Raw genomic sequence first — 25,493 nt, forward strand, 5'->3', positions numbered from 1 at the left:
TCTTGACCCTTCTTGTATTTAAGGGCAGTGACTTTTTCACCAGCTTTATTTGTGTACTCTACTGGAGAGAATTTAATCTTACCATCTGCATCGTTGGTTGCCGTTGCGATCACAACATTGTCGCTATCTTTCAACTCAAATGTAAATTCGCCAGCTGTTAGCGCACGACCTTCCAAACGTTTTGTGAAGTTGAACTCTGCAGTGATTGGTACACTGTTCACACGTTTTTGAGTTGGTTTTTCTGGAGTTTCAACAGATTTGCTTACTGGGTTGTAAACGTGAACGATTTGGTTGGCTTTGTTCTCGATGTCTACCCCACCTGCAACGTCTGCTTTAACAGTCGCTGGGATATCGAATTTATAGTAGCGACCAAATGCAAATTTAGTTGTGTCAATAACTTGAGTGTTATCAGCATCACCTAAAGATTTGTTCATAGAAGCTTTAGATGTCGCTGTAATGACTCCGTTAGCTACTGTAATATCAAATTTAGATGTTACATCAACTCCTGTTACACTATCGTATGCTTTAATGTCAGCAGTGTTAACAGTCAATTTATCTGCATCGTAAGTATCAGAGATACCAACAGATTGGATGTTGTTTTTGTCAGTGAAGTTCTTAGTATCCAACCATACTTGGTAAACTAATTTATCACCACGCTCAACAGTCTTCGTATTGATGTTTTCTGCTTCATTGTTCTTGACTTGATCAGCATATGGATTTGCATTTGTTTCTGTGTACTCATCCTGAAGCTCATCGTCATCGTCCATTAATTTTGTACCTGTTAGGTCAAATTTTTCTTTGTTAAGGACGAATTTTTCTGGTTGGAACTCAGGTGTTCCCGGAGGAGTGATCTTGTTGTTGAATTCTTTATCGGCAGTACCGTCAGTAGCATTACCATTCGCATCTACCCCACCTGTTGATGAAACGTTTGTTACAGTTGTAAGAGCATGACCATTCTTAGCAACTTCAACAGTGATTGTTGCCTTCATAGTGTCATACGTCATACCTACTTCTTTAGTTGCAGGGATCACTTCTTCTACTGTATAAGTATGAGTACCTACTTTAGTGTTGTCAAATGAAATTTCTGTAAAGGTTACAGTTCCATCTTTTTTGTTGGCAACAGTTTCAACTTCTTGTCCGTTTGCATCTTTAAGAACGAATTTGAATTCTCCGTCTTTCAGTTCACGTCCAGCTAATTTTTTACTGAAGTCAAACTTAGTCTTAACTGGTGCTACAACATAGTTGTTGAAGATTTTATCTTCATCACTTGATTTGAATCCACCTTCAGCACTGTATTTAACTGTAGCTTGCAAATCACCTTGAGCGTTCTCAGTTACAGTAACAGTCATCGTAACTGTCATTGCATCGTAGTCAACGTTTGTATCAGAACCCTTTTGTTCAGTGATCTTGTATTTATAAGTACCAGCTTTGTTAAAGGTAAGTTTGCTAAATGTAGCTTTACCATCTTTATTGGTAACTGTTTCTTCGTGCTTGTCAGGAGTACTCTTCTCTTCTGTTAATTTGAAACTGAATTCACCATCAACAAGCACACGTCCTTCCAATTGTTTTTCAACTTCTGGAGTGACTTCAACTGGCTCTTGTTTTACGTAGTAGTAAATAGGTTGTTTATACGGTGTCAAGGTGTTGAGCAAGTCAACGTTTGTACCGATACCTTCTACTCCACGTTCTAATTGTGAGTTAGCTGAACCATGCCCAATTCCATCTCCTAAGAATGGTACAAATACAGTATGATATGGTGTATAGTTAGAAGCTTTTTGGAAATCAAATGGAACTTCTTTACCGTTTGGATAGTTAGTTTTCGCTCCAGTTTTTGGATCTGTTACAGTATGTGCAATTGTTCTAAGAGGTGATTTTTTAACAACTAAATCTTGTGAATTCCATTCACCTGGTTTAATAGGCTTGGTTTCTGCTAGCAACATATAGCCATCGGTACTTAATGAACCATCCGAACGTTTGCTTTGTTGTCTTGGATCTAGTAAGTAAACACGAATAACGACTGAACCGTCTTCTCCAACAACTTCTTTGATACGTTTAATACCGTAACGGTCCGCATCCATGAATTTAGTTCCAATCGCGTAAGGACGACTTACATAACCTGACTTATCATTTGCATCCGCAGTTTGATACAATTTATAGCCATCAAATTGACGCTCACCAGATGCTGTGAAACTTTGCCCTTCCATAGCTTTAGTTGTATATTTAGCTAAATCTACTTCATTGCCGTTTTCTTTATAATCTTGAACAGTTTTATCTGTTTTATTGGCATTAAATGTTGGGTTGTTTTTATCAACTACTTTATAGTAAGTTGTTTTATTAATTGCCGCTGGGATTTTAGCATTTGAGTCAGTGATTGTACGACCATTATAAGCTGGTTCTACAACGTTTAGAATATCTGTTGTAGTACGAGCATTATAAACCGCAGTATAAAGCGCTTGTTCAGCTGGCGTAAGTTGGTGTCCAGCTGCTACTAAGTCTGTGATGCTCTTTCCTACTTCATAACCATTTTGAATAAATGGTTCAGCAACTTTACCTTTTTCAGCAGTACCGGCTTTGTAATCTACTTGGAAAGTTAATTGGCTATTAGATGCTGCTGTTGTAGTAGTGAATTTTTGAACACCGCTAGATGAAGTAATAGTTCTAGTTTCTACTACATTACCAGTATTTTTATCAATTAAATCAACAGTTGTATCTGTAGATTCATCAAATCTCTTATACGCACGCGCGTAGTATTTAGTACCATAACGTTTGTTGAATTCTGTTAAATCCCAAACAGCGTATGTATAGTAGTCGCCTTCTTTAGCAGCATATCCTGATGGTACTGTTTGCGAACGAACAGTTGCACCGTTTGGATTCGTCATGCCAGGTGTAGCAACTTCACCGTCTTTTAGGAAAGTTGTTACAGCAACCGGCTCGTTATTATGGTCTGTTAAAGCACGTTTACCACGGCGGCTACGACTTGTTGCCAAAGCACCAGCATTCGTCAAATCAGTTGCTGCACGGTCAAGTACTGCACTACGATCTTCAGCTGTTGCCCGATCTACTTTAGGAACATCAGTAGCACGAAGTGAAGCTGGCTGCACTTTAGGATTGAGGGCTACTGCTGCAGCTTCACTTGAGCTTGCTGCTTCTGAGCTTTCGCTAGTTGAAGCGCTTGTAGAAGCAGCTGGTTTTGTAGCTTCTTCAGCTTTAGCTGGTTTCGCTGTTTCTTCAGCTTTAGCTGGTGTTGCAGTTGCTTTCGGTGCTTCAGCTTTTGGAGCTGGTTTTGCTGCTTCTTCAGCTTTAGCTGGTTTTGCTGCTTCCTCAGCTTTAGCCGGTTTTGCTGCTTCTTCAGCTTTAGCCGGTTTTGCTGCTTCCTCAGCTTTATCTGCTGCTTTGTTAGTCTCAGATTGCTCTGAGACTTCTTTCGCAGCACTTGTATTTGCTTGATCGACATTTGTTACTGGAGCATTATAAGATGCTTCAGTAGAAGAGGCAGTTGTTTCAGCTGCTACTGTGCTATCAGATGCAGACTCCGTCGAAGCTGACGTTGACGCACCTGAAGAGGTAGTTGTTTCCTCCGCAGAAGCCGTATTGGCACCTGCAGCGAAAAGAGCTGTCCCTAAGAGAACAGAACAAACACCAATGCTATACTTCCGCAAGGAAAAACGCTGGCGTCTATTAAATACATCCTTCATTTGATAGGATCTCCTTTTTCATATTTCATGATTCCATGATACAAATAAAATTGTAACATCATTGACATCTACAGTCAATCTGTTGAAATTAATTTGTAATATTTTTGTTAAAATGTCATATTATACCACATATTTTTTAATAATTTGTGCTAAATTGTCACATTTTTTCCTATCCGGTTCACTTTTTTTATACCAAAAAAGAAGAATACGGGAAAACAAAGATTATTCTGTCTTCCTATACTCTTCTCTATGATTATTTCACTTCTGAAATCAAACCAGTATCCACATCATACACAGCTCCTGAAATCACCACATCCTCTGGAATCAAAGGAGAAGCTTTTAAAAGCTCCATATCTTCACGGACGCTTTCTTCAACATCTTGAAAGGGTAGGAAATCACGATCTCCCACATCCACTCCCAATTCTTTCTTGAGATGCTGACGGAAGCTCTCGTTTTCAAAGGTCTGAGCACCACAGTCTGTATGGTGCAAGACCACAATTTCACGGGTCCCCATCTGTTGCTGGGAAATGACCAAGGAGCGGATCATGTCATCGGTCACGCGTCCCCCAGCATTCCGCAAAATGTGGGCATCTCCAAGAGCCAGACCTAGTGCAGGCGCCACGTGAAGCCGGGAATCCATACAGGTCACGATGGCGACTTGTGTTTTGGGCTTAATCGGAAGACGGAGGTCTCCATGCAACGCCACATAAGCTTGGTTGGCTGTTAAAAAATTATCAAAATAAGACATGGTCTCTCCTTTATTCCTTTGAAATTCAAATCATCTATTATTTTACCACATCCGATCCTTTCTGTCAGGGGATACCTCCTGTCATCTGTCACATCTGAAAAAAAGCCTTAAACTTCCCGTTTAAGACTTTTCTACTATTAAAATTAAAATACTTTCTTCAAGACTTCAGACAGTGTACTCACACCGACCACTTCGATCCCTGATGGTGTCGAAATCCCCGTCAGAGAATTTTTCGGAACATAAATCTTGGTAAAACCGAGCTTGGCAGCTTCATTGATCCGTTGTTCGATCCGGTTGACCCGACGAACTTCTCCCGTCAAGCCCAATTCTCCGACGAAACATTCCTGCGGGTTGGTTGGTTTGTCCTTGTAGCTGGAAGCAATGGCAACTGCAACCGCTAGGTCGATAGCCGGCTCATCCAGCTTGACACCACCTGCAGACTTGAGGTAGGCATCCTGATTTTGAAGGAGCAAGCCTGCTCGTTTTTCTAGCACTGCCATGATGAGACTAGCCCGATTAAAATCAAGCCCCGTTGTCGTCCGCTTGGCGTTACCAAACATGGTTGGCGTCACCAAGGCCTGCACCTCCGCCAAAATCGGACGCGTCCCTTCCATGGTGACCACGATGGACGATCCAGTCGCCCCATCCAGGCGCTCTTCTAGAAAGACCTGACTCGGATTGAGGACCTCAACCAGTCCACCTGATTGCATCTCGAAGATACCGATCTCATTGGTGGAGCCAAAACGGTTCTTGACCGCTCTCAGGATTCGGAAGGTATGGTGGCGCTCGCCCTCAAAATAGAGCACCGTATCCACCATGTGCTCCAACATCCGAGGTCCTGCCAAGGTTCCTTCTTTGGTCACATGACCGACGATAAAGATAGCGATGTTATTGGTCTTGGCCAGCTGCATGAGCTCAGCCGTCACCTCGCGTACTTGAGAGACTGACCCCTGCACCCCTGAAATCTCAGGAGACATAATCGTCTGAATGGAGTCAATGATCAGAAAATCAGGCTGGATTCGCTCCACTTCTGCTCGCACGCTCTGCATATTAGTCTCAGCATAGAGATAAAACTCACTGTCGATATCCCCCAAGCGCTCTGCTCGTAACTTAATCTGCTGGGCTGACTCCTCTCCACTGACATAGAGAACCGTTCCCACTTGAGATAGCTGGGTCGACACTTGAAGGAGAAGGGTCGATTTCCCAATCCCTGGATCTCCCCCGATGAGAACGAGACTCCCTGGGACCACTCCTCCACCTAGTACACGGTTGAATTCCTCCATCTCCGTCTTGGTCCGGTGAACATTGATAGAGGTTACGTCCGTCAGTTTCATGGGCTTGGTTTTCTCACCTGTCAAGGAAACCCGCGCATTCTTGACCTCTGCAACCTCAACTTCCTCGACAAAAGAAGACCAGGCCCCACAGTTGGGACAGCGCCCCAGGTACTTGGGTGAGTTATAGGCACAATTTTGACAAATAAATGTCGTTTTTTTCTTAGCGATGATAAACCTCTTTCTAAATCTCTATCTCACACTCAATCACTTGGCAAAAATCAATGGTTTCATTCGGTACAAATTGACGCATGAGCATGCGATGGGCTACAACTACCACAGTTTGATGTTCCCGATACTTAGCCATGCATTCTAGAAAACGAGACTTCATCTCTATAGCTGTCTCATATTGAACAGGAGAATTTGGGAGCAACTCCCCCTTGTTTTCTAAAAACAGACATCTAGCTGTTTCAAAGTTCTCTATACCTGTTTCATAAACCTGCCATTCATGCAATAATGCCTCTACCCTCAAAGGTAGGCCCGTAGCACAAGCCAGATAAGAAGCTGTTTCTAAAGCTCGCGTCACTGCTGAAGCTACTAGCAGATCAGCTGATTGGAACAAGGGGTTTTGGCAAAGGTCCTGAGCCTGTTTCCTTCCCTTCTCAGATAAGGGAGCCAAATCTATCCCGAATCCAGTATAGGAACGCTCCTCTAACTCACGGTAATCTGGCTCCCCATGACGCACAAAGATAATCTTCATCTTAGTGCCCTGTTGACCCAAATCCACCGGTCCGCAAGCCATCCGCTTCATCCCCATCTGCAATTAAGAAAGGAGCAAAGACAGCCTGAACCACACGTTCCCCGACTTCAAGGACGACTTCTTGGTCCGTAATGTTTTTCATCTGAGCAAAGATATGACCTTCATTTCCTGGATTGCCATAGTAGTCTCCATCGATAACCCCAACAGAGTTGATCAAGACCAGGCCTTTTTTGCGAGGGTTGGACGAGCGATCATAGAGATAAAGTACCTCACCAGCTTGCATATAAGCCTTGACCCCAGTTGGGACGAGGACGATTTCCCCAGGAGCAATCACCGTGCGCTCTGCCACCTTTAAGTCGTAACCAGCTGCGTGTGCTGTCTCCCGTTTTGGTAGCAAGTTCTGGTTGGTATAGCTTGATACAAGTTCAAATCCACGAATTTTTGTCATCATCATTCCTCTTTCATTCTAAAATGTTTCTATCTCTTCTATTATACCATCACTTTGCCCTAGCGTCTCCTCAATTCTACTATTCGTATTCTTTCAATAAAAACTTACTTTTCCGTCCTTCTTTTTTGTAAATCGGTTGGTATTTTCATGGTTATTTTCGGAAAGAGAACAAAAGTTGATGAAATCTCTTAAAAGTTCGTAATTCCTGCCTCATTTCATCAATTTTAGCTTGAAGCTACTCATTATTTTTGCTATAATTCCCTTTGTAGGGAATAATTTTAAAAGTAAAATATTTTACCCTATAAAATAATTTTATGGAGGTCGTGTCTCAGCACTCAATTCTTATTACCAACAGATAGGATTTGGACGTTCCTATCTTTAAGAGTAATCAGGCATTGATAACTAGGCACTAATTTTTTATGAAAAGGGAAGATAAGATGAAGAATAGAAATATTAAAATTTTCTCATTTGTCCTTTGTTTAGTCGCCATGCTTTTCGCTTTAGGTCTAAATCGCACTTCAGCAGAAACTCCTGGAGTGACCGTTAGCGGAAAATTGGTCGATACGATCAAAAATATCAAAGTTACCAATAATGAAGGTGGCAACCTTGATTGGGAATTACAACAATGGGCAACATTCCGAATCAACGCTGATTATGATTTGTCTGGAAAAAATGTTAAAGCAGGAGATTCAACTGTAGTTACTGTTCCAGATGCTTTGATGATTACTAACACTTCGTTTCAAATTCTTGATATAAATACGAAGGAAGTTATCGCAAATGCTGAGGTAAGCCCAGATAATAAATCCATTACAATTACCTATACAGATTATGTTGAAAAACACTCTGATACAAACGGATCTTTCTTCTTCTATGCTCGTGTCGATTTCAAAAAACACCCACAAAAAGGTGAAATTCCGATAGAAATCACCATTAACAAAGAAACAAAAATTGGTGGTAAAGTTTCATTTACTGGTATTGGCGATGGTAATCCTTATCTTTTAACAAAGACTAGTTGGGTTAATGAAGGTGATAAAAGAGAGGTCCAATACACTATTTCAGTCAATCGTACAAAACAAAACATCAAAGGTGTAACGATTGAGGACCACTTGCAATTTACAAATGCTTCTTACGTAAAAGATAGCATTAAGATTATTAAAGGTAAATTCTCATATGATACTGGTGAATGGGTATTCTCTGATAGAGTTGATGTAACAGACCAGCATAAGATTACAATTAGCGAAGATGGTCAATCATTTGTTATTGATTTAGGTGACATTACAGATCAAGATCAGTATCGTATTAATTATAAAGTTCGTTTAAATTATGATCCTGCCGACGGAGAAGTCTTGAAAAATGAAGCAACTCTTAAAGGTCTAGGTATTGAAAGCAAAAATGTAACGAATGCTGCTGCTGTTCAAATTGCTGGTGGTGCTGGTGTTGGTTATGTTTACTCAATCAATATTCATAAAGTCGATGATGCGAATCAACCACTTAAAGGTGCTAAGTTTAGAGTTGTTCGTCAAGCGAATAATCAAGTTATCGGTGAGTTTGAATCAGACGAAAATGGTAATATTGCTGTTGGAAAACTCTTAAAAGATAAATATATCTTAACTGAAATTGAAGCCCCTTCAGGTCACGTTATCAAGGATGCTGTTACAGAAGTTAATGTTGAAGATTTTGGTGCTGATCATTCAGTAACGAAAACAATTGTAAATCCGAAAGATAAGCCAAAAGAAACAAAAGCTACCATCGAACTTGATAAAACTCTTACCGGTCGTGATCTAAAAGACGGTGAATTCAGCTTTGAATTGTACGAGGGTGCAACTAAGCTTCAAACTGTTACCAATAAAAACGGCAAGGTAACATTTGATCCGATTTCTTATAAGGAAGCAGGAGAACACACTTACACTGTAAAAGAAGTTGTTGGAAATACACCAGGTGTCACCTATGATACAACTGAAAAACAAGTGACCGTGAAGGTTACACAAGACGGACAAGCTCTAAAAGCTGATCTTGTCTATCCAGAGAATAAAACATTTAACAACACTTATACGGCTCCTAAACCAGCAAAAGCTAAAATTTCAGCTAGCAAGATTTTAGAAGGTGCTGAATTGAAGAATGGCGAATTCAATTTCCAATTGTTGGATGAAACCGGAAAAGTTCTTCAAACAAAACAAAATGCTGCAGATGGTACGGTAACCTTTGATGACATTTCATATTCATCAGAGGACGCAGGAAAAACCTTCCACTACACGATTAAAGAAGTTATTCCTGAAAGCAAAGCAAAAGGAATGACCTACGATGAAGGAACTATTGATGTGACTGTAACTGTCACAAAAGATGATGCAAGCAATACACTCAAAGCTTCTGTGGCATATGGTGATAAGAAATCATTCACTAACAAATTGGTAACAACTTCAATTCCACCAACTCCACCGACTGTTGACAAACCTGAATTGAAACTCTACAGCATCCAATTGCACAAAGTGAATCAAGAAGGGAAAGCTCTTGCAGGTGCTGTATTTGGTCTCTTTGAAGCCGATGGTACGACTCCTGTAGCAAACCCTTACGGTGAAGGTCAAGCGACTGCAACTTCTGATGCAAATGGTCTTGTAACTTTTACAGGATTTGAAGCAAAAGATTATGTGGTGAAAGAACTTACTGCTCCAGAAGGTTATCAACTATCAGCAGATGTGATTAAAGTTTCTGCTAGCGAGTTGAAAGCTGCGACTAACCTCGTCGTAGACAAAGGAACAGTGGTCAACAAACCATTCACTTCAATTCCACCAACTCCTCCGACTGTTGACAAACCAGAATTGAAACTCTACAGCATCCAATTGCACAAAGTGAACCAAGAAGGGAAAGCTCTTGTTGGTGCTGTATTCGGGCTCTTTGAAGCTGATGGTACGACTCCTGTAGCGAACCCTTATGGTGCAGGTCAAGCAACTGCTACCTCTGATGCGAATGGTCTTGTAACCTTTACAGGATTAGAAGCAAAAGATTATGTAGTAAGAGAGCTTACAGCTCCAGACGGTTACCAATTATCAGATGAAGTTATCAAAATCGTAGCTAGTGATTTGATTGCCTCAAATGATGTGGTAGATAAAGGAAATGTGGTGAATAAACCATTTACTTCTATCCCACCAACTCCTCCGACTGTTGATAAGCCAGAATTAAAACTCTACAACATTCAATTACATAAGGTGAACGAGGAAGGTAAAGGTCTTCTAGGAGCAGTCTTTGGGCTCTATGAGGCAGATGGTACAACTCCAGTAGCTAACCCTTATGGAGAAGGTCAAGCGACTGCTACTTCAGATGAGAATGGTCTTGTAACCTTCATTGGATTTGAAGCGAAAGATTATGTTATCAAGGAATTGACAGCTCCAACTGGATACCAATTGTTAACGAATCCTATCACAGTTTCAGCTAGTGATTTTACCCAAGCTAAAGATTTGGTCGTAGATAAAGGTAATGTGGTGAATAATAAAATTCCGCCATATACTCCACCAACTCCACCAACTACTCCTTCAACACCTCCAACGCCTTCAACCGACAAACCGAAAGGAAATCAACCTTCTGGTAAACAATCAAAAGAAGGTAAAAAACAAAGTCTTCCTGCTACTGGTGAGACAGTAAGTGCTGGACTTCTCATGACAGGACTTGCTCTTGCAAGTGCTGGAAGCATGCTCGTTGCTAAAAAACGCCACGAATAAGTTCTTAAAACAGGTATTCATCTAGTATTGCTAGATGGACCTGTTTTTTTTATTGATGACCACACTGTTTTCTGACCTTATTTCCGGTATTTTTGCGTCTTTTCTAAGACACAAAAAAGAGATCAGCTCAATTCCAATCTCTAACTTCATTATAATTCCTGTAATAAATAACGGAAGAGTTCTAAATTCCCTTTTTCTTCATTTACCAAGTATTCTGGGTGCCATTGCAAGCCCATAATCCGATGGCCGTCTACTGCTTCAATCGCTTCGATGGTGTGATCGCGCGGATCAAAGGCGGTCGCACGGAAATTTGGTGCAAGATCCTTGATACTTTGACGGTGAACGGAATTGATCCGACTGGCCTGACCAAAGAGTTGCTCCACCACACTGCCTTTTTTAGTCTGGATAGAATGGGAAGTCCCAAACGGAAGTCCTTGCCAATGCCCTTCGATCTCTTGGTTGAGTGTTCCTCCAAAAGCCACATTGATCAATTGAACCCCACGGCAAATTCCTAGAACCGGTTTGTTTTGGCGAATCGCTTCCTTCAGTAGGGCAAGCTCAAATTGATCGCGTTCGATATTGTAATCATCGCTTTCGATGGTTTTTTCTTCTCCATAGAGACTAGGATCGACATTTTGGCCTCCACTTAGGATCAATTTGTCAATCGTTTCAACATAATCCTTAACTAAGGAAGGATCTCCCATCGGGATGACCATTGGAAGTCCACCTGCTTGACGGATTCCTTCCGCAAATTGACTAGATACGGAGGAATGAAGGTTTTTTCCTTCCGGGTCCACCGGACAGAGATTAGCGGATACTCCAACAATTGTTCTGCACATATTCATTCCTCCTTCATTTTTACTAATACTTATGTTACCACCCATTAGTGATAGTGTCTAATATGTATTTTTTAAAACCGTGATAGATTTTATTTATCACCCTCACCTTCCTCACAAAACAATTGATGATCATACAAGTTTTTTTACCTATATTATGTTAAAATAGAGAGGAAAATAGAATCATCCTTCAAGGCACTCATTTGGCCGTTTCGAAGGCGCAAGCGCTAAATTTCTAGCCTTGTTGAAAAATAGACATAGAAATGGAAGATACAATGGAAAAACAAACCGTTGCAGTATTGGGTCCTGGTTCATGGGGAACAGCCCTTTCACAAGTCCTCAATGATAACGGCCATGAAGTCCGTCTCTGGGGAAATATCCAAGAACAAATCGATGAAATCAATACCGCTCATACCAATCAACGCTATTTCAAAGACATCGTTATTAGCGAAGACATCACTGCTACGACTGATTTGAAAGCAGCTTTGGACGGTGTGGACGCTATCCTCTTTGTCGTTCCTACAAAGGTGACCCGTTTGGTGGCGAAACAAGTCGCTGAAACACTGGATCACCCTGTAACAGTCATGCACGCTTCCAAGGGACTAGAACCTGGTACACACGATCGGATTTCTCAAATCCTTGAAGAAGAAATTCCTGCTTCTCTTCGCAGCGAGGTGGTGGTCGTTTCTGGACCTAGTCACGCCGAAGAAACTATCGTACGGGACATCACCCTCATTACAGCAGCCTCAAAAGATTTAGAAGCTGCACGCTATGTTCAAGAACTCTTTAGCAATCACTACTTCCGCCTCTATACCAATACAGATGTCATCGGAGTGGAAACTGCTGGAGCCTTGAAGAATATCATCGCTGTCGGAGCTGGGGCCCTGCACGGTCTTGGTTATGGTGACAATGCCAAAGCAGCTATCATCACGCGCGGTCTCGCTGAAATCACGCGTCTTGGCGTTAAGCTAGGAGCTAGCCCCTTGACCTATAGCGGTTTGTCTGGGGTTGGTGACTTGATCGTTACCGGTACTTCTGTACATTCCCGCAACTGGCGAGCTGGGGATGCTCTCGGACGTGGCGAAAAATTGGAAGACATCGAAGCTAACATGGGCATGATCATTGAAGGGATCTCTACGACCAAAGTCGCCCATGAACTGGCGCAAGAATTGGATGTCTACATGCCGATTACACAGGCCATTTACCAAGTCATCTACGAAGGAAAAGATATCCGTGAAGCTATCCACCACATGATGAGCAATGAATTTAAAGAAGAAAACGAGTGGAAATAAGTCAACCACTCTAACATCAATCCTACCTTTTAGAAAGGAAACTATATGACTAAAGTTAGAAAAGCAGTCATTCCTGCGGCTGGTTTGGGGACACGCTTCCTCCCAGCTACCAAAGCTTTGGCAAAGGAAATGTTGCCAATCGTTGACAAACCTACGATCCAATTCATCGTAGAAGAGGCTCTGAAATCTGGAATTGAGGAAATCCTTGTCGTAACAGGGAAGGCCAAACGTTCGATCGAAGACCATTTCGATTCTAACTTCGAATTGGAATACAACCTCGAGCAAAAAGGCAAGACTGACTTACTCAAGTTGGTCAATGATACAACAGCGATCAATCTTCATTTCATCCGCCAAAGTCACCCTCGAGGTTTAGGAGACGCTGTTCTTCAAGCCAAGGCCTTTGTTGGAAACGAGCCTTTTGTCGTTATGTTGGGAGATGATCTGATGGACATCACTAATGATGATGCCTTACCATTGACCAAACAATTGATGAACGACTACGATGAAACCCATGCGTCAACCATCGCTGTGATGGAAGTCCCTCACGAAGAGGTTTCTTCTTACGGTGTGATCGCACCTCAAGGCGAAGGCATTAACGGTCTTTATAGCGTTGAAACGTTTGTCGAAAAACCAAACCCAGAGGACGCTCCAAGTGATCTCGCTATTATCGGACGCTACCTCTTGACTCCTGAAATCTTTGATATTCTTGCAAATCAAGAACCAGGTGCTGGCAATGAAATTCAATTGACAGATGCGATCGACACCCTCAATAAAACCCAACGAGTCTTTGCCCGTGAATTTAAAGGCCAACGCTACGATGTAGGTGACAAGTTTGGTTTTATGAAAACATCGATTGATTATGCTTTGAAGCATCCACAGGTTAAAGAGGATCTCAAACAGTATATCATTGATCTTGGAAAACAATTAGAAGCATCTGAACAAACTGCAGACTAAAAAAGAAGGAAGAGAGATTTCATTCTCACTTCCTTTTTTTGTTGTATCTTATAAACTGTATCGTTTAATGGGTTCTACGTTTTTCGATGTGGTAGCCAAATCCAAAAACTGTCAAAAGAACTCCGCCTACCATCGTCGCGATTGAGATACTTTGTCCGGTTGATGGTAATTTTTTCTCACCTTTCTTCACTTCAATTTTTGCTGCAGATTTATAAACTACACCATAAGTTGAGAAATGAGAGGTTGTAAATGTTACGGCTGACTTATCTTCATTTAGTTGGAATTGGAAGGATTCCAATTGACCATTTTCACCGATACCATAAACTGCTTCTACTTCTTTTTGGCTATTTACTGGAATGGTCACAACAGTTGGACTAATTTGATGTATAGGATTATTTTGGTTCGATAATTGAATATTATATGCCTTGTAATCTTTACCAGCTAGTTCTTTAACATCTTTCAAAACTTCAACAAGGAGACTATAGCCACCTTGAGCAAAATCAGGGTTTTGCAAGACGATACCTGTTGCCTGGTCTACTAAAATATATGAATTTGTTGGTAAAACTGGGCGACCAACGGTACTAACACTGTTGCTATTTGTAGGAACAACAGTAGTTGTACTACTTGGTGTTGTTTCTTCCTTGCTTGGCTCTGTACTTGTTTCAGTGCTTGGTTTCGTTTCTGCCTTGCTTGGTTCTGTACTTGATTCTGTGCTTGGGGTCGTTTCTGACTTGCTTGGTTCTGTACTTGACTCAGTGCTTGGTTTCGTTTCTTCCTTGCTTGGTTCTGTACTTGCTTCGGTGCTTGGCTTCGTTTCTTCCTTGCTTGGTTCTGTACTTGACTCTGTGCTTGGCTTTGTTTCTTCCTTGCTTGGCTCGGTACTTGATTCTGTTGGATCCTTGTAGTCATCTGGTAAAGATGCACGGTATGGATCATCTGTACGACCTGCTTCTTTAAGAGTTGCAGATAATTCAGACTCATATTGCTTGAATTGTTTGAAGAGACGTTCAGACCGAGCTAAAGCATCCTCAGTCACTTTATCTTCAACCGCTTTTGCTGCAGCTTCATCAGCTTTCAATGCTGCATATTTGCTATCACTAACCTTCTGTTCAATGATCAATTGTTCTTCGAGAGCTTTCCAGTGATTTTGAATCGATTTCCCAAAGAGGTCTTGATTATTGATGGCCATCTGGTCAATATGCCATACTGTCCAATACCATGAATTCGGATCATAGGTAGCAGTTTGAGGTTTGAAAGCCTTATAGGTATCTTTTACATTTCCATAGAATGGAACATAAGGAGTATTCCGTGAAGGTCCCATTCCGAGCCATACAGTTCCACCAAATGATTTTGGAAGGTTTGGATTGATTTGATATACATGGGCATCGATGACGTTTTCGTTCCCTAAAGCATACTTGTATTGGTCTTTCCGAACAGTATCGTTGCTACCATCATCCCCTTGTTTCTTGACACCAATTTGATCATCTGGAACAAAACGACCATTCAAGTGTTCAAAACGGTTGCGTTGCAATGCAAAAGCATCTTCCAAAGTAAATTTCTTGTTTGGATCTGTTGGTGAGCGGAAGAGTTCGTATTCATCATCTTCATAAGTCACTTTCGAATTTGGATCCAAAAGAGTGATTCCTGCGTAAGTACGTGAACGGTCACCTTCAGCATATTTTTCTGGTCCATAAGATTTAGCAATATGGAAGTTCCCATCTTTGTCTGTCTTGTAGTTACCAGATTCTTTGGCTACTTTTTCGACATCTTTCGAAGCGATCACATTTTCCTTGTCATTCAAATCCACATGACCAAGGTAGTAGGTATTTGCAAAGACTGCATATTTGTCTTCTGGGACTTTTACCGCTACATATTGGTGACCAGAAAGGATTTCCATATACCAAGTTTCTTTTTGGTCTGCAAAAACGACAACATTCCCTTCTGCTGATCCTTTTTCTTCAATGACTTTAGCTAGGAATTCAACTCCTTCACGAGCAGACTTAACGCGTGGTAAAACTACGTCCAACATAGCAGCTTCTGGAATTCCGTTTTCTGTCAATGGGTCAGTCTTCAAGACTTTTTTGTTTGGAATTGCTGTAACGGTTGATGTCATAGAGACGCCGGCTTCGTTAAATCCGTGTTCACCAAAGGCACCGTTACTACCATCTCCACGAGCAGAGTCATAAGTCGCTGTGTATTTCATTTCACTGGCAGCATGTGGATAGGTAAAACCATTGGATTCGTCTTCCAGTTGATCCCCTTCCTTATAATTCTTCGCATCAACCACCACATAGTTCTTGTTGTGCTTGCCACCATTTGGATAGTAAGGGTAGTCTTCTGTCCGACCAAAGAGAGTGGTCCCATCCTTGGTCAATTGACGACCAATGATAAAGCCACAACAGGCTTGAACGGCTTGAACTGGTAGGAGCAAAAATGTCATTGCTACCAATGAAAGTTTAAACAACCATTTCTTCATGGCAAATCTCCTTTTCGAATGTCCCTTTTAAAAAAGGCACTATTCCTGATTTTTTATACTCCTAGTCTACCTCTTTTTAGTTATTTTTGCAAACGCTTACCAGGCTTGTTTTTATTCTATTTTTTCCTAAATTATCTTTCTATCAACTCATTTCTATGTAAATTATATATATTTATTGAGATTTCAAACAATTTTCTGTTAGTTTACGATTTCGCTACATTTTTTAGGAAAAAAAGAGAGTGGGACAGAAATCGGTAATTCGTTAGAATTCGATTTCGTCGTCCCACCTCCGCACAGTTGAGTAGGGCTGTATAAGCTGATGAAATCAGCGTATTAGAGCCCACTCAACCACTGCGTCTTGCTCTACAATCCAAAAATAATTGAGAGGCTAGGACTTTTGTCCTAGACTCTTCTTAAAATAGATTCAAGATTTTACCTAAGAAATAAAGCAAAAGCAAGAGATAAGAGAGGGCTGCACTCATCTGATAGGTTCGGTTCATAAAACGAGCTTCCCCTCTTACTGGAAAGACATAAGCCAACATGACCCCAGCTACTAAGCCACCGATGTGCCCCGCCATACTGATTCCTGGCATGAAGCTAAAGATCAAATTGACCACAATCAAGCTGGTATAGGACTGACTCAAGTGGCGAATATAGGGACTTTGGACAATAAAGCGCAGCGCACCAATGGTCCCAAACAGTCCAAAGAGGGCTGTAGAAGCTCCTGCTGCAATCACATCTGGCGTAAAAATAGCAACAAAGACATTACCCATCATGCCTGATAAGAGATAAAGAGCTAAGAAAGCCTTCGATCCAAAGAGATCTTCTGCCAAACGTCCTAAGTAATAGAGGGTGATCATATTGAGCACAAAATGTTCTAGGCCGATATGAACAAATGTAGCTGTCACTATTCGCCATAACTGGCTAGGATCGACTTTCACAACCTCTCCAATAATACCACCGCTATAGTAAATAGCAGCACCTGTTTGGTAGTCGCCTCCAAATCGGATAAACATGGAAAGAAAGACTGCCGTTGTGACGAGCAACAAGAGGCTGGTCACAGGATAACGACGATCAAAGAGTAACTTCATAGACTAGCACCTCCTGAACTGCCTGATCAAACGTATCTGGCTGGAAATCCTTCTGCTGGATGGAATAAATCGTACTAACCGTTTTTCCAGTAAAATCTGCTAAATAACGATCATAATAGCCACCACCATAGCCAATTCGGTAGCCTTTTGACTGGAAGACCACGCCTGGTACATGGATCAGATCAATCTCTGACTGTTCCACAAGCTTTCCTTTTTCATTGGGCTCCAGCAAACCAAAGCGTGTCTTTTCCAAAATATTAGGATCGTATTCCACAAATTCCATTCGCCCTTGTGGATAGGTACGGGGAACACAGACGCGTTTCCCAAGTTGAAGAGCTGCTTGGATCAAGCCAGCTGTGGAAACTTCATGGTCAAAAGACAGATAGGTCGCAAGGGTCTTTGCCTCCTGAAAAGCTGGTAGCTCCAAGAGGCGCTGAGTCAGCTCTTCATCTGCTTGAGTTTTCACAGTTTGAGGCAGTGCTTTCATGGCTGCTATAGTTTCTTTTCGTAGTGTTTTCTTCATTCCCTACTCCTTTTGTCTAGCTTTTATTGTAACATTTTTTAGGAAAGATCCGAACAGTTTGCACACGAGAAAATAAAAATCCAACTCTAGACGGAGTTGAATCATTCCTTTATTGGTTGGCTTTCATTTTCAAAAATTTACCAATGTTTTCCACAGCAAAGGGAAGGGCTGCTTCATTTGGGCTCATCTTCGGATGGTGCAAGGCATAAGGGGTATCAATCCCCAACCAGAACATGACTCCAGGGACCTTGCTCAAGAGAAAACCAAAGTCTTCTCCTGTCATCGCAGGCAGAATATCAATCAGGTTCACGTCTTCCTCAGCTGTGAAAAAGTCCATGAGTTCTTTGGCCAATTCTGGTTCGTTTTCCACAGGCAGGTAGCCCCCTTGCTTGAGTTCCAGATCCAATTTCACATCAAAGGCGGCTGCAACTCCTTCTGCAATGGCTTTGACCCGTTTTTGAGTCAAAAGATTCATCTCCATGGTCAAGGTCCGAATAGTCCCATGAAGGAAGGCTGTCTCAGCAATCACATTATTGGTTGTTCCTGCATGCATGGAACCAAAGGTCACCACAGCCCCTTCAATCGGATCGACATTTCGACTCACGACCGATTGGACTTGGGTAATGAAGTAAGAGGCTGCTACAAGAGCGTCATTGGCCTCATGTGGAAAGGCGGCATGCCCTCCCTTTCCTGTAAAGGTGATCTTGACTTCACAGGTCCCTGCAAAAAGAGTACCCGTATTGGTCGCAATGTCCCCCACCTTCAAATCAGGGCGTACATGCAGACCATAAAATTCGTCAGGGAGCCAGTCGCCAAAAGCATTGTCCTTATACATGAGCATCCCACCAGCTTCGTTTTCTTCAGCTGGTTGGAAGAGAAAGAGCAGGTTATTTTTTGGTTGCACTTGAACCAGTTGATCCAAAAGCCCAAGAGCTGTCGTCATGTGCATATCATGACCACAAGCATGCATCCGTCCTTCGTGCTTGGAGGCAAAATCAAGGCCCGTTTGTTCCACAATCGGTAAGCCATCGATATCCGTCCGCCAACCAATAGTTTTTTCAGGAGCAGACCCATGGAGATAAACCAGGATCCCGGTCCGCCAAGTCCGTTGCTCGACAAAGTCCTTGCCCGCTGTGATCTCTGCGATTCGCTCTAAGAGGTAGGCTTGGGTTTCAAATTCTTCCAGGCCAATTTCAGGAATTTGATGAAGATCTCGTCTGATTTTGATTAAGTCCAATGTCATAGTTGTCTTCTTTCTATTAGATTAGAATAGAGGCCTTACGGCCTCTATATTTCATATCTTATAAATTACGCAAGGCGTCTTCCAATGCTGTTTTTTGTTGTGTTTTTTCATCAATTTCCTTGATGATACGAGCTGGAACACCAGCTACAACCACATTTTCAGGGACATCTTGAGTAACAATAGCGCCAGCGGCAACGACTGAACCGTTCCCTACTTGAACCCCTTCAATCACAACTGCATTGGCACCGACCAAGACATTATCACCGATCCGAACAGGCTCAGCAGAAGCTGGCTCAATGACACCCGCAAGAACGGCACCTGCACCGATGTGGCTGTTTTTACCAACAGTAGCACGACCACCAAGGATAGCACCCATATCAATCATGGTTCCTGCACCGATTTCAGCACCGATATTGATGACAGCACCCATCATCACGACAGCATTATCTTCGATGGTCACTTGGTCACGAATAATAGCACCTGGTTCGATACGCGCATTTAGATAGCGCTTATCCAGCAGGGGAACAGCTGAATTACGGCCATCTTGTTCCACCACATAATCCTTGTTCTCTGTCAAGTTGGCAAGAAGGGGCTCGATATCTTTCCAGTCACCGAACAAAACATTGCCAAGTTTCATAACACAAGCAGGAACATCCGTTGCCAATTCCCCTTCAAAGGTTACTTTCACATTTGTTTTCTTTTCTGCATTCCCAATAAAAGCGATAATTTCTTGAGCAGACATTTTTTGTGCTGTCATAAGATTCTCCATTCATTTCAATTAAAGGTATCCATATTATACCACAATCCAAGTAAGATGAACACCTAAGGCGACGTGGTTGTAGCCGAATCCTCCAGGCCTGTTATTTCACTTATGGTGCGATTGCTTCCAAAGTGAATCGTAACTAAACGCGCATCAGAAAGTTTATAGTGAAAGGTTAAAAAAGACTCTGAACTCATCATACTCGACCAAGAAACACGGCTAGGAATTCCGACTGTATTCACAAGATCTGCATAGCTGGTTCCTATTTTAATATTGGCAAAATCCTCTCTGTTCAAACTGCCATTTTTATTGGCTAATCGCTCACTGTTTAAGTTCTCAAAATTAAGAGAAGATAGACGGCTACTAATTATATTTGAAAGCAAAACAGATACAGAAGAAGGGGATCCTTCAGCCTCATAATCCAAGCTTGTCATGAAAGGACCGACACTACCCTCTTGGTAGGTTTCTTCCCCACTACTAGCCTTCCCCAGGACAGCTACCACATCCTGCGGAGACAGATAATTTGAAGAGGTACGGCCTTGATCCCCCTCACTTAAACCAGGAATCAGGGAAATCGCCTTCTCATAGGTCACTTGAAACTGAAATTCACCTTCCGGTGCAATCAAAGTACTCGTGCCACTCCTCAAGGTTTCCTTTCTGGTTCCATAAGACCGGCCAGTGTTTCCGTATTCACTAGTAGTAGATGAAGGATGTTCCTCACTATGGATACCTCCTGAAGCCAGATAGGCAAATAATCCCAGCATGGCCAATAAACCAAAAAAGGCTGCTAGCGAAGACCCTCCACTATTAGAGGAAGGAGAGTAGGTTTTCGCCCTATCCGATTGGGAGTCTAGTACAGGTTGTCTTGGTTCTGAATGCCTGCTTCCCCCTATTGAAGCCAGATCGGCTTCTGAAATCAAGCGGCTCCCACCCTGGTGAGAGGAAGCTGCCTTGATGTCTGTCCGTTGATCGTCCAATGATGTCTCCTTTCTTATACCAACACCAATTTCTTGGCTTTTTTCTTGAATTCCATCACCACTTCTGGCTGCCCTGGTAGTTGGTAAATCGCGCGATAGCCCATTCCGCCATCTGGCATTTCCCCCCAGACCAATCGTTGAGGATTTCCTAGTTTCTTAATGAGCTGGGCGAATTCTGTACCTTTTTTCTCTTTTTCAGTAGTGATTTCTTTCTCACTGCTTGTCTTCTCTTTTGCGTCCAACAAATTCGTCGCATCCACCATCATCAAGCGATACCCCTGGTCTTTTTCCTGTTCAAACCACAAGGTCACACTTTTCTTACCCTGATCGGTTTGCTTAGCTGCATAAGTCAAGACGAGAACCATTTTATCTCCTTGAGCTGTCTTTGTGTAGCGAACTTTTTGGGCTTTTCCCCATTCCGTCACAACTGTTTCCAAGCGGGTTCCTGGTTGCTGACTCTGCTTGAGACGAACTTTTAAATTCGCCACAGCTTCGATGGTCCATTTAAACTGTTTGATTTCTTGTTCCTTGCTGACCAAATTCTTGTAATCCTTTGGCTGGAAATGAGTCAGTGTTTGGTCCTCCTTGGTATCGGTTCCCTGCTCCTGCACCTGGATGCTTGCAATCGCAAGTAACAATCCTAAAACAAAACACAAAAACGGCAGCAAGAGCTCTTTTCGATTCTTTTTCATCCACTCGATCATCTGCTTCACCCCTTCTTCGTCAAACGATACTGACCAGTCTGGTCGCGTTCAAAAGTCAAAGAGACCAGTCCATCTGTCACCTGATAAGACAGGGCTAGGACTTGCTTGTCCTTTTCAGAGGTCAAACTAAGAGAATTGGGAAGACCTGATTTTTTCAAAACATCTTCTACCGCTGTTCCCTTTTCCTTTTTTCCATCTAGCGTCTGATAGCCTGTAAAATCTGCCAGTTTTAAGTTCTTTTTGCTCTGATAGTGAGCCGACTTGGGTGAAAAGCTTTGAATCGAGTTCAAATAAAAGGTATCATCCTGCTTTTGAAATTCTATGGTATAAGGATGAATCCCTTGCACAGGAGTCCCATAGCCTAGCTGGACTTGCGCTCCAAAACTCGTATCTTCTTGTGTAAAACTCGCTGCTTTTCCAAATTTTTTGACGAATGCAGACAAAGCCACCCAATTTTTTTGTGTCTTCCCTTCTTCCCTTACAAGCTCCAATGACAACAAGTCTTCTAAAGCCGGCTCTTTGGAAGAAGACGCGACAAATCGCTGGCTGTCTGCTTGCATGCGAGACAAACTCAACAAGCGATCTTTGGGCAAGGTTTTCACTGGATGAATCATAAACACCAAGCAAACACCAACCATAAAAGCCAGCAAAGCACTTGCAGCTTTTTGGAGGATCCGCTTATGACGATCTATCCACTCTTTCATTTCTTCCATCCTTCATGCTCTTTCTATTCAAACTCTTTCTATTGTATAGAAAATTAGCGTATTTGTCTCGTCTTATCCCAAAAAAGAGGCGCTTGCCTCTTTCTTTTATTCAGTGATTTAGTAGCTGTCTTTACTGCTCAAGAGAAAATCTCCATTTTCTTGGCGAATAAAGGTCAAATCCACGTAGTCCCCATTTTTCTTTTGGAAGTCCATGACCAATTCTATCTCGTCTGAATCATCAGATAAACTCACCGTCAGATTGACTGCATCACCGTATTTTTCTAAAAGCTCTTTGTAAGAGGTCCCTCCAGCACCGGTTTCACTATCTCCAACCTTGAACCCATCTGCAAAGTTATCCTCAACCGTAAGATTTTTCCCAAATTGATTAAATTCAAATTTGACAAGCTGGAATTCTTTCCCTTTCTTAGAGTAAGTCGCTTTGACCTCTTTATTATAAGAGTTATCATCCCAAAATAATTTCAATTCTCCACTTTCAAATTGAACGGAGCTAGCTTTCCCATAAGCTTCAATCATTTCCTCAGGAGTCTCCCCAGCATCACTTCCTGTTAAAAACTGAAGTTGCTCGATATCAGACTGTTTCCAGCTAAAATCAACTTCCGCGTCTTCTGCGGTCAATTGATCCAAATCGATATTGGAAGACGAACCAGACTGGTTACCTGACCAAGAAGTCTGCTTTCTAGATGATGACGTGCTAGGGCTAGCATGACCAATCAAATAACCACTGACTCCACCGATAAGAAGCCCAACTAAAATCCCAAGGGCAAAACGAATAGCCTTCTTGTCTGCAGTATCCATCGGTCTTCCAACAGGAGAAAGAGGAGCTTGTGGAATAGGTGTCTCAGGAACAGGCACTGTTTGCGGACCAATTGGTTCAGTTGCCATATTTTGAGGAGCTTGTGGTGCAGGTTGGAATGGAGGAGTCGGTTGGGGAGCAGCAACTACATCCGGATGTTCTCCAACAGTTGCTTCATCCACCTTTGGAGGCTCCACTGTTTCTGAAACAGCTGGCTCGTCTGCCTCTTCTTTCATTGCTTTCGACTCCGTCACTGAAAGGCCACTAGCTTCTGGAACGACCAAGTCTTCGGCTTCTTCTTTTGGGACAAAGGCTGGCGCAGCCACATCAAATTGAGGCGCACCCTCTACGGGAGTATGTTTCATAAATTGTTCTTGATCTTTCTCGGACATTTCGAATTCTCCTTTTTATTCTTCTCTTCTACTATAACATAAAACCAAGCAAGGACCAACTCCTGTCTTGATAGACTAAAAAAGATCGGAGAGATATCCGACCTTTTAGAAACTTATCTTAAAATTTCTTGCGAAGGGAGACAATAGCAATCAGTTAACCATATGATTGAGAAACATAACTAGATCGTGTTTTTATAATTGATTCCAGGGGACAAAAATATGAGTTTGTTTAGCAAGTAAAAAAACGACCTCTTACGAGATCGTTTTGTCTATTGATTAAAGACGAGCGTTGAGTTCTGCTCCAAGTTCTTCAAATCCTGGTTTACCAAGAAGGGCAAACATATTTTTCTTGTAAGCTTCAACACCTGGTTGGTCAAATGGGTTGATCGCATTCAAGTAACCTGAAAGGGCGATTGCCAATTCGAAGAAGTAGATGGCATAACCAAGAGTGAAGGCATCTTGCTCAGGAAGAGTTACGTACATGTTTGGCACGTCACCGTCAGTGTGGGCAAGAAGAACACCGTCAGTTGCTTTTTTGTTTACGAAGTCAACGTCTTTTCCTTGGAGGTAACCAAGTCCATCAAGGTCTTCTTCCAATGTAGGGATGATCACGTTCTTACGTGGTTTGTCCACACGGACAACTGTTTCAAACATGATACGAGTTCCTTCTTGGATAAACTGACCCAATGAGTGCAAGTCTGTTGAGAAGTTAGCTGAAGTTGGGTAGATCCCTTTTTGGTCTTTTCCTTCTGACTCACCAGCCAATTGTTTCCACCATTCTGAGAAGTATTGAAGGGATGGCTCGTAGTTTACCAAGATTTCGGTAGCATATCCTTTACGGTAAAGGATGTTACGAACTGCTGCGTATTGGTATGCTTCGTTTTCAGAGATTTTATCTGAAGTGTAGTCTTTACGAGCTGCGTTTGCACCTTCCATAAGGGCTTTGATATCTGCGCCTGATGCAGCAATTGGAAGCAATCCAACTGGTGTCAAGACTGAGAAGCGTCCACCGATATCATCTGGAACTACAAATGTTTCCCAACCATTGGCATCTGCTTCCACTTTTACAGCACCTTTGGCACGGTCAGTTGTCGCATAGATCCGTTTGTTGGCTTCTTCTTGACCATATTTCTTCACCAAGAGTTCTTTGAAGACACGGAAAGCAATAGCTGGTTCAGTTGTTGTACCTGATTTAGAAATCACGTTGACTGAGAAGTCTTTATCTGAAACATACTCTACCAAGTCAGCAAGGTAAGTAGATGAGATTGAGTTTCCAGCATAAAGGATTTGTGGAGCTTTGCGTTCTTCTTTTGTTTGCAAGTTTGCAAAGTGGTGGTTCAAGAAGTCAATCGCTGCTTTCGCACCAAGGTATGATCCACCGATACCGATCACGACCAAAACATCGCTGTCTGATTTGATTTGTTCAGCAGCTTTCAAGATGCGGTCAAATTCTTCACGGTCATAATTTTCAGGAAGGTCCAACCAACCTAGGAAGTCACTACCAGCACCTGTTCCTTTACGGATCAATTCATCAGCTGCAGTCACTTGTGGTTGCATGTATTCCACTTCATGTGGGGCAACAAATTTACCCAAAACTTTTGAGTAGTCAAATTTAATATGAGACATGTTATTCCTCCAAATTTTGTTCTTCTCTATGATATCGCTTTACACGGATTTAATCAAGGGAAACCATTTTGTAAAACGTTTTCATTTACTAATTTTTTTATTTTCACAAATCAAGCAACGACGCAATAGCAATCGTTTGCATATTTGCACTATTTTTGGCTAGAAAATCAAAAAAAGAAGCTTCACACGAAACTCTATTTTTTCTCTTTTATTCTTTGGATATGAAAGTCATTTCTACATGACTCTGGTGAATGATAGCCCTCACGTCGCTTTGCTCCTCAGGGTCAATATCTCTAAGCTCGGTCGCGCCTTACGGGCTAATTTCATTTTACGCTATAGTCCTCACGTCGCTTCGCTCCTCAGGATCAATATCTCTAAGCTCGGTTGCGCCTTACAGGCTTAATTTATTTACGCTATAGCCCTCACGTCGCTTTGCTCCTCAGGATCAATATCTCTAAGCTCGGTT

19 protein-coding genes are annotated in these 25,493 nt (G+C 42.1%); 3 read left to right on the plus strand and 16 right to left on the minus strand.

Annotation, left to right across the window (positions count from 1 at the left end; genetic code table 11):
- The 5 genes from HMPREF2917_RS08575 to HMPREF2917_RS08595 all read right to left on the minus strand — a co-directional run.
- Positions 1–3,695: Spy0128 family protein (locus HMPREF2917_RS08575; RefSeq protein WP_176745964.1), on the minus strand; the 3,695-nt coding region annotated here is incomplete at its 3' end.
- Positions 3,696–3,948: 253 nt separating this feature from the next.
- Positions 3,949–4,443: a beta-class carbonic anhydrase gene (locus HMPREF2917_RS08580; protein ID WP_070590231.1), complete on the minus strand. Its 495-nt coding sequence runs from the start codon at positions 4,441–4,443 to the stop codon at positions 3,949–3,951.
- A gap of 143 nt (positions 4,444–4,586) precedes the next feature.
- Complete coding sequence (radA, locus tag HMPREF2917_RS08585) at positions 4,587–5,945, minus strand: DNA repair protein RadA (RefSeq protein ID WP_371106501.1); 1,359 nt, start codon at positions 5,943–5,945, stop codon at positions 4,587–4,589.
- 13 nt (positions 5,946–5,958) lie between these two features.
- Positions 5,959–6,474, minus strand: coding sequence for a histidine phosphatase family protein (locus HMPREF2917_RS08590; protein ID WP_070590237.1), 516 nt, complete (start codon positions 6,472–6,474; stop codon positions 5,959–5,961).
- 1 nt (position 6,475) lies between these two features.
- Entirely contained in the window at positions 6,476–6,922 is a 447-nt protein-coding gene (locus HMPREF2917_RS08595) for a dUTP diphosphatase (RefSeq protein ID WP_070590305.1), read from the minus strand.
- Positions 6,923–7,359: 437 nt separating this feature from the next.
- On the opposite strand from HMPREF2917_RS08595, the gene HMPREF2917_RS11890 reads away from it, so the two are divergent.
- Positions 7,360–10,635, plus strand: coding sequence for a SpaA isopeptide-forming pilin-related protein (locus HMPREF2917_RS11890; RefSeq protein WP_070590240.1), 3,276 nt, complete (start codon positions 7,360–7,362; stop codon positions 10,633–10,635).
- A 149-nt stretch (positions 10,636–10,784) separates the two neighbouring features.
- Here HMPREF2917_RS11890 and HMPREF2917_RS08605 read toward each other — a convergent pair whose 3' ends face one another.
- On the minus strand, positions 10,785–11,474 hold the full coding sequence (locus HMPREF2917_RS08605) for a gamma-glutamyl-gamma-aminobutyrate hydrolase family protein (protein ID WP_070590242.1): 690 nt from the start codon (positions 11,472–11,474) through the stop codon (positions 10,785–10,787).
- A 272-nt stretch (positions 11,475–11,746) separates the two neighbouring features.
- Here HMPREF2917_RS08605 and HMPREF2917_RS08610 point away from each other — a divergent pair, with 272 nt between their 5' ends.
- On the plus strand, positions 11,747–12,763 hold the full coding sequence (locus HMPREF2917_RS08610) for an NAD(P)H-dependent glycerol-3-phosphate dehydrogenase (RefSeq protein ID WP_049482561.1): 1,017 nt from the start codon (positions 11,747–11,749) through the stop codon (positions 12,761–12,763).
- Between the two features lie 45 nt (positions 12,764–12,808).
- A complete protein-coding gene (galU, locus tag HMPREF2917_RS08615) occupies positions 12,809–13,717 on the plus strand; it encodes a UTP--glucose-1-phosphate uridylyltransferase GalU (RefSeq protein WP_070590244.1) in 909 nt (302 codons plus the stop codon).
- Positions 13,718–13,781: 64 nt separating this feature from the next.
- Here galU and HMPREF2917_RS08620 read toward each other — a convergent pair whose 3' ends face one another.
- The 10 genes from HMPREF2917_RS08620 to HMPREF2917_RS08665 all read right to left on the minus strand — a co-directional run bounded on the left by HMPREF2917_RS08620 (position 13,782) and on the right by HMPREF2917_RS08665 (position 25,027).
- Positions 13,782–16,193, minus strand: a complete 2,412-nt coding sequence (locus HMPREF2917_RS08620; RefSeq protein WP_070590246.1) for a C69 family dipeptidase — start codon at positions 16,191–16,193, stop codon at positions 13,782–13,784.
- Positions 16,194–16,606: 413 nt separating this feature from the next.
- A complete protein-coding gene (locus HMPREF2917_RS08625; RefSeq protein ID WP_049486372.1) occupies positions 16,607–17,284 on the minus strand; it encodes a rhomboid family intramembrane serine protease in 678 nt (225 codons plus the stop codon).
- Positions 17,268–17,807, minus strand: coding sequence for a 5-formyltetrahydrofolate cyclo-ligase (locus tag HMPREF2917_RS08630; protein ID WP_070590250.1), 540 nt, complete (start codon positions 17,805–17,807; stop codon positions 17,268–17,270). Before HMPREF2917_RS08630 ends, HMPREF2917_RS08625 begins: the two co-directional genes overlap by 17 nt.
- 109 nt (positions 17,808–17,916) lie before the next feature.
- Positions 17,917–19,050 carry an N-acetyldiaminopimelate deacetylase gene (locus HMPREF2917_RS08635; RefSeq protein ID WP_070590253.1) on the minus strand — a complete coding sequence of 378 codons (1,134 nt, stop codon included), beginning with the start codon at positions 19,048–19,050 and terminating at the stop codon, positions 17,917–17,919.
- Between the two features lie 58 nt (positions 19,051–19,108).
- On the minus strand, positions 19,109–19,807 hold the full coding sequence (gene dapD, locus HMPREF2917_RS08640; RefSeq protein WP_021154029.1) for a 2,3,4,5-tetrahydropyridine-2,6-dicarboxylate N-acetyltransferase: 699 nt from the start codon (positions 19,805–19,807) through the stop codon (positions 19,109–19,111).
- 65 nt (positions 19,808–19,872) lie between these two features.
- Positions 19,873–20,787, minus strand: coding sequence for a hypothetical protein (locus tag HMPREF2917_RS08645; RefSeq protein ID WP_256324264.1), 915 nt, complete (start codon positions 20,785–20,787; stop codon positions 19,873–19,875).
- Positions 20,788–20,801: 14 nt separating this feature from the next.
- Entirely contained in the window at positions 20,802–21,491 is a 690-nt protein-coding gene (locus tag HMPREF2917_RS08650; protein ID WP_070590259.1) for a hypothetical protein, read from the minus strand.
- Positions 21,492–21,496: 5 nt separating this feature from the next.
- Entirely contained in the window at positions 21,497–22,204 is a 708-nt protein-coding gene (locus HMPREF2917_RS08655) for a hypothetical protein (RefSeq protein WP_070590261.1), read from the minus strand.
- A 108-nt stretch (positions 22,205–22,312) separates the two neighbouring features.
- Positions 22,313–23,401, minus strand: a complete 1,089-nt coding sequence (locus HMPREF2917_RS08660) for a hypothetical protein (RefSeq protein ID WP_070590263.1) — start codon at positions 23,399–23,401, stop codon at positions 22,313–22,315.
- A gap of 276 nt (positions 23,402–23,677) precedes the next feature.
- Positions 23,678–25,027, minus strand: coding sequence for a glucose-6-phosphate isomerase (locus HMPREF2917_RS08665; RefSeq protein WP_045759980.1), 1,350 nt, complete (start codon positions 25,025–25,027; stop codon positions 23,678–23,680).
- Positions 25,028–25,493 lie beyond the last annotated feature (466 nt).

This window comes from Streptococcus sp. HMSC061E03, from assembly GCF_001813505.1.
Taxonomy (GTDB): domain Bacteria; phylum Bacillota; class Bacilli; order Lactobacillales; family Streptococcaceae; genus Streptococcus.